This window comes from Sporosarcina sp. AD_1 (genome assembly GCF_057373025.1).
The window spans coordinates 231,134-243,852 of sequence record NZ_JBPVIR010000001.1; the positions used below are offsets into that span (position 1 = coordinate 231,134).

Consider the following 12,719-nt stretch of genomic DNA (forward strand, 5'->3'; position numbering starts at 1 on the left):
CGGTTCATAAGCTGTTTTTATAATGATTATTATATAATAAACAAGTCCGGAACAGTTTTCCCGTCCGGACTTTTCCATGGTTGGAAAAATAACTTACTACATCCTGCTTTCGATTTCCCTCCAGGCTTCTTCCATACCAATTCCTTTTTCGGAGGAGAAGACGATGAGCGGGTCTTCCGGGCGAAGGTTTAATGCATCTTTGATGACTTTTTTATGCTTCATCCATTTGCCCTTTGGAATTTTATCGGCTTTCGTCGCGATGATGATAGCCGGCAGGTTATAATGCACGATAAAATCATACATCAGCCGGTCATCTTCTGAAGGTGCATGGCGTAAATCAACAATCTGGATGACGGCACGCAATTGTTCGCGCCCTGTCAAATATCGTTCGATCATTTTCCCCCATGCTTCCCGTTCAGTTTTGGAAACCTTCGCATAGCCATACCCTGGTACGTCGACAAAAAATAGTTGTTCCTCGATTTTATAAAAGTTCAACGTTTGGGTCTTGCCCGGTTTGGAAGATGTTCGGGCTAAGCTTTTTCTTCCAATCATTTTATTAATAAATGACGATTTGCCGACATTTGAACGGCCAGCTAATGCAAATTCCGGATAACCATTATCCGGATATTGTTCTGGTTTAACAGCACTCATTATCATTTCCACGTTATTGACTTTCATTGCAATTTTGCCTCCAATGCGATTTCGAGTACTTCTTCCGCATCCGAAACGAGCTTGAACGTCAATTCTTTTCGCACACTTTCAGGAATATCTTCTATATCGCGTTCATTATCCATCGGTAAAATGATGGTTGTCAATCCAGCGCGATGGGCACCTAATGTCTTCTCTTTCACTCCGCCAATCGGCAACACACGGCCACGCAGTGTGATTTCACCCGTCATCCCGACTTCCCGCCGGACAGGACGCTTCGTCAAGGCAGAAACTAAAGCGGTAGCAATAGCAATACCCGCTGAAGGTCCATCCTTCGGCACAGCACCTTCCGGAACGTGGATATGGATATCTTTCGTTTCATGGAATGCCTCGACAATGTTGAATTCCTCGGCTTTTGACCGAACATAGGACATCGCGGTCTGAGCTGATTCCTTCATGACATCGCCCAATTTACCTGTCAGTAGTAACCTACCTTTTCCAGGTGACAATGAAACCTCGATTTGCAGCGTATCTCCCCCGACTGTCGTATAGGCAAGACCTGTCGCAACACCGACTTGATTGACTTCCTCTGCTTTACCGTGCTTAAATTTTTTCTTTCCTAACAATAATTCGACCGTCTTCGGATTAACGGTAATACTTTTCCGTTCCCCTGTGACGATCATTTTAGCCGCCTTCCGGCAAACCCGGGCAATCTCCCTCTCCAAATTCCGGACGCCGGCTTCCCTTGTATAATGACGGACGATGTCCAAAATTGCTTCATCAGAAAAACGCACCTGAGATTTAGTCAGGCCATGTTCTTTCAGCTGCTTTGGAATCAAATGATTTTTGGCAATCGACCGTTTCTCAAGCTCCGTATAGCCAGCTATTGAGATAATCTCCATGCGGTCGCGCAATGGTCCCGGAATTGAGCTCAGATCATTGGATGTAGCGATGAATAAGACATTTGATAGGTCATACGGCTCTTCAATGTAATGATCACTGAATGTGCTGTTCTGTTCAGGGTCCAGCACTTCCAGCATGGCAGACGAAGGATCACCGCGGAAATCATTCGACATTTTATCGATTTCATCCAAAAGGAAAACTGGATTGATCGTTCCCGCTTTTTTCATCCCTTGAATGATGCGGCCCGGCATTGCCCCGACATACGTACGGCGATGTCCCCTGATTTCAGATTCATCGCGAACTCCGCCAAGTGAAATGCGGACGAACTTCCTGCCGAGTGATTCTGCGATCGAACGGGCCAAGGAAGTCTTCCCGACACCAGGAGGTCCATCAAGACAAAGGATCGGTCCGCGAAGCGAGTTCGTCATTTGGCGGACAGCCAAATATTCCAAAATACGTTCCTTCACTTTTTCCAAGCCTTCATGATCTCGGTTCAAAATTTCCTCTGACCGGTTAATGTCAAGCTGGTCTTTTGATGCGTTTGACCAAGGCAATGTCACAAGCCATTCGATATAGTTTCGAATTACACCGCTTTCCGCAGCTGCGGAAGGGAGCTTTTCATAGCGATCGAGTTCACGCAATGCTGCTTCTTTTGCACCTTCCGGCATGGCAGCTCCGTCAATTCGCTCCTTCAGTTCTGCGATTTCAAGCCCTTTTCCATCCTTATCGCCCAATTCCGTTTGAATGGCCTTCATCTGCTCACGCAAATAAAATTCCTTTTGCGTTCGTTCCATCGCTTCCCTGACCCGCTCGTTGATCTTTTTCTCCAAGTTCATAACTTCCTGCTCATTATGCAGCTTGCTGATCATCCACTCAAGCCGTTCTTTCACGTCCAGCATTTCAAGAACTTCCTGCTTCGCAGTAATATTAATCGGCATATGGGAAGCGAGCGTATCAGCCAAACGCCCTGGTTCTTCGATCTGTTCAAACGTAGCCAATGTTTCTTTTGATACACGTTTGGATATTTTGGCAAATTTCTTAAAATAGGAAAGAAGCGTCCGCATCAGCGCTTCACTCTCCGCATCTTTCACTTGTACGTCAGGAATACTTTCCACGTCCACTACAGGATACAGATCCGCTTCCCGATAGTTCGACCACGCTGCCCGTTCCATTCCTTCAATCAACACACGATGCGTACCATTCGGCAATTGGGTCAATGATTTTACAGTGGCCAATGTGCCAATTTGATAAATATCTTCTGCCTCTGGATTTTCTATTGTAATATCGCGCTGCGTCACAAGGAAAATGAGATTATCTTGGGCAATGGCATGTTCGATCGCAAAAACGGAGCGCTCTCTCCCGACGTCAATATGTAAAATCATCGACGGGTATACCAGCATCCCGCGAAGTGGCAATAAAGGTATGTTCGTTTTCAATGGCATACGGAAGTCACCTCCATAAGTTATGTATGTCCAACTTCAATCAATCCTATAAGGTGGAAAAAGCCGACAACCGACGAGCGAGTGAATCGCATCTTCGGAGTCAGCTATTTCCTCCATGCATCAAGCTGTCTTCTCTTGATCCAAATCCAGTTGGGATCCGTCCGCACGGTATAAGAGTGGGTTGGATTTACCAAGAACCGCGTCTTTTGTAATAACGCACTCCGTCACTTCCTCAAGGGACGGCAGCTCATACATGATATCCAACATGATATTTTCTATGATGGAACGCAATCCACGAGCACCCGTTTTACGCTCAATCGCTTCTTTTGCAATCTCAATTAATGCGTCGTCTTCAAAACGGAGCTGCACTCCATCCATTTCGACCATTTTTTGATACTGCTTCACGATAGCGTTCTTCGGAACAGTTAAAATTTGATACAATGTATCTTCATTCAACGGCTCAAGTGTCGCGATGACCGGAAGACGTCCGATGAATTCCGGAATGAGTCCAAATTTCTGAAGGTCTTCAGGAATTAATTGAGAAAGCACAGTGCCTTCTTTCTTCTCTTCCTTCTCCTCATTGGAACCGAATCCGATTACTTTACGTCCCGTCCGGCGTTTAATAATTTCTTCAATTCCATCAAACGCACCACCTACTATAAATAAAATGTTGGTTGTGTCGATTTGAAGGAATTCCTGGTGAGGATGTTTCCGGCCGCCTTGTGGAGGAACGCTGGCAACTGTACCTTCCAGAATTTTAAGCAATGCTTGCTGCACGCCTTCTCCTGAAACATCGCGGGTGATCGACGCGTTTTCCGCTTTTCTCGCAACTTTGTCGATCTCATCGATATAAATGATCCCTTTTTCTGCACGCTCGATATCAAAATCGGCTGCTTGGATCAGTTTTAGAAGGATGTTCTCGACATCTTCCCCAACATATCCCGCTTCCGTCAATGAAGTCGCGTCCGCAATGGCGAAAGGCACATTCAAAATACGAGCCAACGTTTGGGCAAGCAACGTCTTCCCGCTACCCGTTGGTCCAATCAAGACAATATTCGATTTGGAAATTTCCACATCGTCGATCTTGCTGTTGGAGTTTACGCGTTTATAGTGGTTATAAACGGCAACAGCCAATGATTTTTTGGCACGATCCTGGCCAATGATATATTCATCAAGGATGCTTTGGATCTCGCGTGGCTTCGGAACATCTTTCAGCTCGAAGTCTTCGTCCAGACCCACTTCTTCTTCCACGATTTCCGCACATAATTCCACACATTCATCACAAATATAAACACCCTGGCCAGCTACAAGCTTACGTACCTGGTCCTGTGTTTTCCCACAAAATGAACAGCTTAAATTATCTTTTTCATCATTAAATTTGAACATCATGCTCACCCCTATCAAGTGACAATCTTACAAGATTCCCCCGTATTTATCAACTAATTAGAATTACGCGCCGGAACCGTTTGATCCTATGAAAAACAAGGTACGGACTTCCGTACCTTGTTATATTCAGCTAAACATTCGGTTATTATTCAGTAATTTTAGCGTTGTCGACAAGAAGCTCAACCGTTTTATTGAAACGTAGGTCGTTTTCAAGAACGTCCGTGCCGCCTAGTGTCTTTTTAATTTGATCGATTTCCATGCCGAATTGCTCGGACATTTTTTGAAGCTCAGCGTTGATTTCTTCTTCTGTCACTTCAACGTTTTCTGCTTTCGCGATCGCTTCAAGTGTCAAAGAAACGCGTACGCGGCTTAATGCGTCGTCCTTCATTTGAGAACGTAGAGCAGCTTCGTCTTGACCAGAGAACTGATAGTATAGGTCAAGGTTCATGCCTTGCATTTGCAGGCGGCGGCCAAAGTCTTCCATCATGCGGTCGATTTCGGACTCGATCATCACTTCAGGAATATCGACTTCCGTGTTATTTGCTGCCGCTTCAACTAGCTCATCACGAAGAGCTGTTTCAGCTGCGCCTTTTTTCTCTTCAGCAGTCTTTTCTTTCAATTTCGTACGCAATTCATCAAGAGAAGATACTTCTTCGTCGATTTCTTTTGCAAGCTCATCGTCCAAAGCAGGGATTTCTTTTGTTTTGATTTCGTTTACTTTCACTTTGAATACTGCAGGTTGGCCAGCCAATTCAGCTGCATGGTATTCTTCAGGGAATGTCAATTCAACGTCTTTTTCTTCGCCGACTTTCATGCCGACCATTTGCTCTTCAAAGCCAGGGATGAAAGATCCAGAACCGATTTCAAGATCATACCCTTCCGCTTTTCCGCCTTCAAACGGCTCTCCACCAGTGAAACCTTCGAAGTCGAGGTTGACTGTGTCACCGTTTTCGATAACGCCTTCTTCTTTCACTACCATTTCAGCGAAAGCTTGCTGGCGGTCTTTCAATTGAGCTTCGATTTCTTCATCTGTTACTTCAGTATCTTGGCGTTTCACTTCAAGGCCTTTGTAGTCGCCAAGTTTCACTTCTGGTTTCAATTGAACGTGAGCTTTGTAGACAAGCGTCTCGCCTTTGCCGATTTTCTCAACTTCGATTTCCGGTTGTGCAATCGGTTCTACATCCGCTTCATCAAGTGCGTTTGAATAAGTTTCAGGTAGAACGAAATCAAGAGCATCATTATATAGAGACTCTACTCCATACATTTTTTCAAACATTTTACGTGGCATTTTCCCTTTACGGAAACCTGGTGCTTGAACTTTTGTTACGACTTTGGCAAATGCTTTATCAAGAGCCGCATCAAATTGTTCTGCAGAAACTTCAACGGTTAACGTACCTTTATTTCCTTCTTGCTTTTCCCATTTAACTGACATTACAACTACCTCCGAATCATTATGAACAATATATTCCATCACGTATATACGTCATTTACAACCATTACAGTATATCATAGTCTTCCTATCTTTCAACAGATTTAATATCAAGTGCTTTCCTCACATTCATCGATCAAATTCAGTATCGATGTATTGAATGAAATCGATTAGTTCATCCTCGGGCAGCTGTTGTCCTGACATCAGGCTTTCTATGTATAATCCATACGCTTCCATCACTTCGTCAGCCGTATAGTTCCCCCAACTGAATGGATAGGTGACAATCCCATATTTCCGCATAATGGACTTAACCATTTCAAGTTTGGACGGATCTTTCTCAAATGTCCTCTCCGCAAGCTGCATAACTTCTCCGGTCAATTGATCTTCATTTGGTAAAGGAAGCTGATTCGGGCGAACCGTCATTTCCATACCGAACTTCCGAATTTCCACCGCATCGTTATACCCTGCTTGTTTTAATAAAATCAAAGCAAATGTCTTCACAATCGGTGATAGTTCATCGGAACCAATAATCTTGATCAACACGGGAAGCATAGCATCCAGCTCACCATTTTCAAGCGAGGCAAGCATCGCCTGTTGCATATCCGTACCGATTTTAATAAACTCTTCGAATGAGAAACGCACATTAGAAGCATATCCTTCATCTTGGCTGTACCGATCAGAAAGACGCTCATTCAGTTCTCGCAAATAATTGAATTTCTTCAGCATCCGTTCCGGGATAATCTGTTCTTCAAAGAGCGTATCGATCGTCTCCCTCACTTCATCATAATGTTGCAACTGGATGCTGATAGCCAAATATAATTCCATTGCCGCAATATAATCCGCTGTTCCACTATAGAGGAGGCGGGAAGCATACTCCTTGGCACGAGAGAAGTCTTTCGTCTCATAGAGTGCGATTGCATATGGGCCAAGAAACTCCGAACTATCGGGATTATAATTAATTGCCTGGTCAAAAGCTTCCACCGCTTTTTCAAATTGTTCCTGATCAACTGCCAGTCTCCCGGCTTCCACGAGCTTTTCGTAAGCACCTGGAAAAACAATAACGTTGTCCTTCTTCAGAAGCCTTCCATACTTTCGACGCAATCGCTCACCTTCTTTCTCTTCATTCACTATACCATATAGTATTTTCCAATTAAAATTGTATTATAACCAAAAAGATAACATCATTTTTTTCGGAATATTAAATTTCCCTTAATTTCCAATACAAGAAAAGACTTTTTCATGTTACACTTATGTCACAAATTAAGACATACTGCCCACCCGGGAGTGGAGAAGGTTGGTATCTAAATGACCCATTTAAGACTCGTTGTCAACAATGAAAAAAGCAGTGTAAAATCCGTCTACAAACCAATTTACTTTCCAAAAGATCGACCCCTCCTTATGAGAGCGGAACTGCTGGAACGACTTTCCGAGTACATAGAGCCGCAATTTATGGATCTGTATATCAACGCGGCGATGGAATGCTTTGCGGATGTGTTAGAGATGGAAGAGAAATATAATACATCCAACCGTTAATTACCTTCTATTACATATCTTTTGGGGACGAACGCCATTTTTTTATTCTGATATTTTCTACAACCTTGCCTATGCGCAAGGTTGTTTTTTCATTTAAAATGCCGCCAACCTGAACATTCCAGGCTGGCGGCATTTTCATTCGATTGACAAGGGGTAGTGCATGTACCAAAAGGATTTGTATAAGAATCTGCTTTCTTCTACTCTCTCCCTTTGTCTTTTTCTTTATCCTTCCCTCTGTCTTTCTCTTTCTCTTTTTCTCGTTTCTTCTTTTCTTTTTCTTGTTTCTTCTCTTTCTTCTCTTTCTTCTCTCTCTGCTTCTCTTTCTTTTTCTGTTCCTTCTCCTTTTTCTTCTCCCACTTCTTATTCTCTCGCTCTTGCTTCTGCTTTTTCTCCTTCAACTTGCCTTTCTGTTTCTCCAGCTCTTTTTTATTTTTCCCGATTAACGGCAAATCAAATTTCTTTGTATGCAATTCACTGGTTGACCTGGACAGGACTTGTCCGAAAATAGCCGGCACTGTGAAACTGCTCGTCGATGTTAAATAGTGTTCGGAATCGGTTTGATCATAGCCTAGCCAAACAGCACCTACGATGTCAGGTGTATAGCCAACGAACCAATGATCCTTAGAGCCATCCACACCTGCAAATGGCAGCTGGGTGGTCCCCGTCTTTCCTGCTACGTCGACACCTGTAATTTGCGCCTTCTTGCCCGTCCCATTTTCCACGGCACCTTGCAGCATATAGGTCATTTGCTGGGCAACTGCCGCATCTGTAACGTCTGTTTTCTTCTCTTGCCACTTCCCAAGGACTTTTCCTTCCGAATCTTTGACTTCTACAATTGCATGGGCCTCCATCATGACCCCATCATTCGCAAACGTGGAGAAAGCCTGTGCCATGCGCAGAGGCGACGTCCCTTTGTGCAAGCCACCTAAAGCGAGGCCGAGATTGTGATCATCTTTTTCCAGAGGAATGCCGAATCTCTCTACGCTGTTTACACCTTTTTCAATCCCGATTTGGTGCAAGAGCCAGACGGGAGGGATATTATACGAATGAACGACGGCATCATACATCGTCACCCGCCCTCTATACTGCTTATCAAAGTTTTTCGGAGAATAACCGTTGATGTTGATTGGTTCGTCAACGAGCAAATCCGATAGTTGATAGCCCTGCTCCAGCGCGGCGGTGTAAACCGCAAGTGGTTTCAAAGACGAGCCCGGCTGTCTAATGAGCTGGGTTGCATAGTTAAAGCGGCCATACGTATATTCCCCTCTGCCCCCAATTAATGCAAGAATCCCACCCGTTTTAGGATCCAAGAAAACGGATGCACTTTGCATGAGCTGATCCGGCTTGCTTTCAGGAAAATAACGATCATCCTGATAAACTTCTTCTAGTGCTTCTTGGATAACAGGATTTAATGTAGTAGTGATATGTAGTCCGCCAGATAATACTTCATTTTTCGTCAGATGATACTTGTTGACTGCCTCATCAACAATACGGTCTATATAATAAGGATACTTCCCTGTGTAATCCAACGTGTCTGAATCAGCTAACACAATCTTTTGACCAATCGCTTCTTCATATTCAGCTTGGCTAATGTACTCTTCGCCTTTCATTAACGATAGAACAAGATTACGCCGTTCCACGGATTTCTCCATATTTTTGTGAGGAGACAATTGAGATGGCGCTTTAATAATTCCCGCTAACGTAGCGCATTCGCTTAACGTTAATTCACTTACATCTTTTCCAAAATACACTTGCGCAGCACGTTGAACACCCCATGCTCCCTCTCCAAAGTAAATTTGGTTCAGATAGCGCTCCATAATTTCATCTTTTGAATAGGTTCTCTCAATCTTTTTAGTAAGAATCATTTCTTTGAATTTACGAGAATACGTCCGCTCGTTAGTTAAAAATGCATTTTTCGTAAGCTGTTGCGTAATCGTACTTCCGCCCGCCACGACCTTCCCTTTTAACAGGTTTTGAGTAAAGGCTCTCGCAATCCCGACATAGTTAATACCGCTATGTTTGTAAAATCTTTGATCCTCAACAGAAATGACGGCTTCCACGAGCTCTTTTGGAATTTGGTCCAGAGAAACTCCTTCAATAGTAGAATTCGATAATTTACTAACGATTTCACCGTTCTGATCATAAATAAAAGTAGCCCGCGGTTCGGGTTCGTCAAGTTTACTTACATCACTACTAGAAATTAATACATTCAAAATAACCAGTCCACAAACGACCAGGACGAGCATTCCGAAAAGTGCGATGCGCAATGGCCTTTTCAGCCTAGACCATTTCTTCCCTGCTTGTAATTGTTTCTGTTGTTCTTTATGTTCCATTCTTTTCAAATGAATTCCACCTTCTTCATTGCCAATTGAACTTTCAAAGTTTAACATGGCGGAATGAATAAACCCAACTGAAAGACAACAGGGTAATTTTAACAACGCCAGCCGTTAACAGAGTAGCTTTTTCTCACACAAAAAAAGCACCTCCCTGTTCTATTGCCGGAGGCGCTAAGAAATATGCATGGTTTGCTTGCTAACTTGCGATTTTTTGATTATTACTATTTCCAGAGCATCGACTATTCTTGATAATCGAGTATCTCGACATAATAAGCCATCGTTTTAGGTGGATTTGATTCTCTAACATAATCGCAATACACACGTACTTTTTGGTTCAGCTTCAGCTGTCTAAAATTTATCGCATTCTTGTACTCCTTATTTTTTAGGACTTTTAATTGATTCGCACCATGTCCTTGCAAAGGGCCCAAAACGATTTTCTTAAAACCACTGGGTTCTTCTGACAGCCCGACGGAATGAAGATGCTTAGAAACTACATAACCCTCGATTACCATATAGTCTTCTGGAAGTTCCGCCAAATCAAAAGTTATGCGTTTCTGAAGAGAAATGGTGTTCAAGACCACAAAGGCTGCTAGTACTAATGAACAAGCGAATAACCATCTTTTATAAGGAAAGGGCTTAGTCAAATTCATTAATACCTCCTCTGCACAAAAGGCTTTACTATAATTATAAGACAATTGATTAGTAGGATGTCAGATTTTTCATACCCATAATGCCTGTCTGAAACATAATGTAGCATATGGTGTGTACACATAGACCCCCTTTCCAACTTTGAATAAGTTATGAGAAAGGAGGTGAGAAAATTTGAGTGAAAATAAAACAAAAAATAAGGAACTAGAAGAATTCTATCAAGCGGTAGATGATTTAAATGAAGCAGCAAGCGATTTCTTCCGGATCCCCGTATTTTTTAGCCATCAAAACCTATTTACACTTGGACCAGCCCAACCTCCATTATCACAGGAGCAACGGTTTATTATTCGTATGTTCAACGAAATCAAAGAGGTCCTTCTTTTCCCAAGAACACTCCCCAATACAGACCAATATCCTGACACGACTGTTGAAAATGTGCGTCGAATCGTGAACTCTAGTTATGGAACAATTGCCGCCCTATTAAAACCAACACGGCGGACGGCTCAATTAGAGACATATTCTCCATTCATGCAAATCGAACCTTCTATGTCTTATCAACGTGGACTACCCTTGCTTCTCGTAAAACAAAGTACTATTAAAGCCGGAGGCATTTGGGGTGATGCAGGGCCACTTGCACCTTACACGCCACTCATCTGGTTTTCAGAAACAACAACTGTAGAAGAATTCTTTGAAAGTGTTGCGTGGAAAGAAGCATTACAAAACTGGGCGGGACAAGTTAGAAGCGGCTATTTCATTCAGACCAATCCTAAATTTAAATATACTTGTGATGAATAATTAATACTAATGAATGTATTGAAGAAATTTCTATAAACATTACTGAAGGCCACTTGTCGCCAAGTGGTCTTTATATTTTTTTCCATCTTAGAAGCCGTGGATTTCCGTTTCAGGCAGACGCATTCAGCAGGCGCGGCTTCCATCTCCTCGTAGCTTCGTTCCAGCGGGACTTTCTGCTCGCGCTATTCCCACTGGCGTCGCTGCCTTCCACTCCAATCCACTTCAATTTCTACGAATTTATTATCCTGTGCCTTTACAGGTGGAAAAGAAGCGCATCCTGTTCGTATCGAAACAGAAAGTGCATCTTTTCAAGTTTAAAGACTTTTTATCTAAAAACCGCCTGATGACAAGGCATGCAGATACCATCTGTTTTGGCTGCTGTGCTCGGCAAAATAGTTGCGTTGCATTCTTCCATCTTGCATGGTATTCATTCCGCCATTTTAATGAACCTCCGTTTTATGTACCAATATACAGTTTATTTTCCGAGAAGATTGCCGAGTACCCAAGTTGGTACAGATTAAAATATGCTGCAAATGGATCTCCACTCATTTTATAACGGTGCCATTGAAGATAATATGAAATCCAGTAATCACAAGCAATCGAATAATACGCCTCGTCCAAAATCTCAATCGGTTCATCGTACTCCTTCTGTTCGCTGATGATATCAGAAATCGTCTCATATAATTCAGAGTCGTAATGCTCACGAATTTCATCTATTTCCTCAGAAGATATAATTCTAACCTCGTCAATTTCGAGCAGATTATCTGGTAAATCCTCTCCACCTGATTCCACGGAATACTCCATCAATAAATTCTGTAAGCCTTGAATAAACTGCCTTCCATAATTCAACAATACTTCATCAGATACATATTTAGCCTTACCAGTAAAATATCCCGGTACTATAGGTCCACTAAAATCCTTTGGATCTAGCATTTCATAAATCTGTATTATCTTCTGCAAATATGCGTGCCCATCGTCAAGAGGCTCAAAAGTTGCCTCGACGCCTGCTCCATCCGGCATATACATTTGAAAATACCCATAAAATTGAACTTCCTCAATATCTGTTTCACCAGCATCCTCTTCATTCATCAATTGAAGCAAATACCTTGCATAAGACTGTTTATCCATATGTATATCTCCTCTTTGACTTATCGAATGCAGCTTAGCAACATAACATGGAACTTATTCATTCTCAACGTGAGAAAAACACTTATTAATATTGTTTCTATCAAATATTTTTCAATTAATGAATCAGCACAGTTACCTAAATCCATCTTCGGGTTCACCAACCGCAAATCCTAATACTTTCGTAGCTTCCAATTTAAATGTTTCGATCCAAGAATTCCATGCATCGTCACTCATCTGCGCATAAAATGCTAATCCACTTGGTTCTAGTGATGCTGTTATAAAAACCTTATCATCTTCCTGTCCGAACCAATAAGGAATTCCATTTTTATATCCGATCCAGCCTGGCATGCTCATATATACAGTCGTTACTTGATTCCATACTTCTTCAGGTAGGTAATACCATATATTTAAATTACAATTTTGAGCGTTTATACTACCCATTTATGCACCACCTTCTATTTAGTTCAATAT

Annotated in this window: 11 protein-coding genes; 2 read left to right on the plus strand and 9 right to left on the minus strand. The window is 42.4% G+C overall.

Features of this window, described 5'->3' with window-relative positions; genetic code table 11:
* Positions 1-96: 96 nt before the first annotated feature.
* The 5 genes from yihA to ACSW3C_RS01190 form a co-directional block, all read right to left on the minus strand.
* Positions 97-678, minus strand: coding sequence for a ribosome biogenesis GTP-binding protein YihA/YsxC (yihA, locus tag ACSW3C_RS01170; RefSeq protein WP_486560431.1), 582 nt, complete (start codon positions 676-678; stop codon positions 97-99).
* Entirely contained in the window at positions 675-2,993 is a 2,319-nt protein-coding gene (gene lon, locus ACSW3C_RS01175; protein ID WP_486560432.1) for an endopeptidase La, read from the minus strand. Before lon ends, yihA begins: the two co-directional genes overlap by 4 nt.
* Positions 2,994-3,113: 120 nt before the next feature.
* On the minus strand, positions 3,114-4,379 hold the full coding sequence (gene clpX, locus ACSW3C_RS01180) for an ATP-dependent protease ATP-binding subunit ClpX (RefSeq protein ID WP_238082352.1): 1,266 nt from the start codon (positions 4,377-4,379) through the stop codon (positions 3,114-3,116).
* Between the two features lie 145 nt (positions 4,380-4,524).
* Positions 4,525-5,811: a trigger factor gene (gene tig / locus ACSW3C_RS01185; protein ID WP_486560433.1), complete on the minus strand. Its 1,287-nt coding sequence runs from the start codon at positions 5,809-5,811 to the stop codon at positions 4,525-4,527.
* Positions 5,812-5,937: 126 nt separating this feature from the next.
* Positions 5,938-6,909: a tetratricopeptide repeat protein gene (locus ACSW3C_RS01190; protein WP_486560434.1), complete on the minus strand. Its 972-nt coding sequence runs from the start codon at positions 6,907-6,909 to the stop codon at positions 5,938-5,940.
* Positions 6,910-7,113: 204 nt separating this feature from the next.
* Between ACSW3C_RS01190 and ACSW3C_RS01195 the strand changes: the two genes are divergently transcribed.
* Positions 7,114-7,341, plus strand: coding sequence for a hypothetical protein (locus ACSW3C_RS01195; protein WP_486560435.1), 228 nt, complete (start codon positions 7,114-7,116; stop codon positions 7,339-7,341).
* 197 nt (positions 7,342-7,538) lie between these two features.
* On the opposite strand, the gene ACSW3C_RS01200 is transcribed toward ACSW3C_RS01195, so the two are convergent.
* Together ACSW3C_RS01200 and ACSW3C_RS01205 are read right to left on the minus strand one after the other, a co-directional pair.
* Complete coding sequence (locus ACSW3C_RS01200; protein ID WP_486560861.1) at positions 7,539-9,674, minus strand: transglycosylase domain-containing protein; 2,136 nt, start codon at positions 9,672-9,674, stop codon at positions 7,539-7,541.
* A gap of 242 nt (positions 9,675-9,916) precedes the next feature.
* Positions 9,917-10,327, minus strand: a complete 411-nt coding sequence (locus tag ACSW3C_RS01205) for a DUF3221 domain-containing protein (protein WP_486560436.1) — start codon at positions 10,325-10,327, stop codon at positions 9,917-9,919.
* A 172-nt stretch (positions 10,328-10,499) separates the two neighbouring features.
* Here ACSW3C_RS01205 and ACSW3C_RS01210 point away from each other — a divergent pair, with 172 nt between their 5' ends.
* A complete protein-coding gene (locus ACSW3C_RS01210; protein WP_486560438.1) occupies positions 10,500-11,120 on the plus strand; it encodes a hypothetical protein in 621 nt (206 codons plus the stop codon).
* Between the two features lie 456 nt (positions 11,121-11,576).
* Here the strand turns inward: ACSW3C_RS01210 and ACSW3C_RS01215 are convergent, their stop codons facing one another.
* A complete protein-coding gene (locus ACSW3C_RS01215; RefSeq protein WP_486560439.1) occupies positions 11,577-12,248 on the minus strand; it encodes a hypothetical protein in 672 nt (223 codons plus the stop codon).
* A 132-nt stretch (positions 12,249-12,380) separates the two neighbouring features.
* Positions 12,381-12,689 (minus strand): hypothetical protein, encoded by a 309-nt coding sequence (locus tag ACSW3C_RS01220; RefSeq protein WP_486560440.1) that lies wholly within the window; start codon positions 12,687-12,689, stop codon positions 12,381-12,383.
* Between the last annotated feature and the right edge of the window lie 30 nt (positions 12,690-12,719).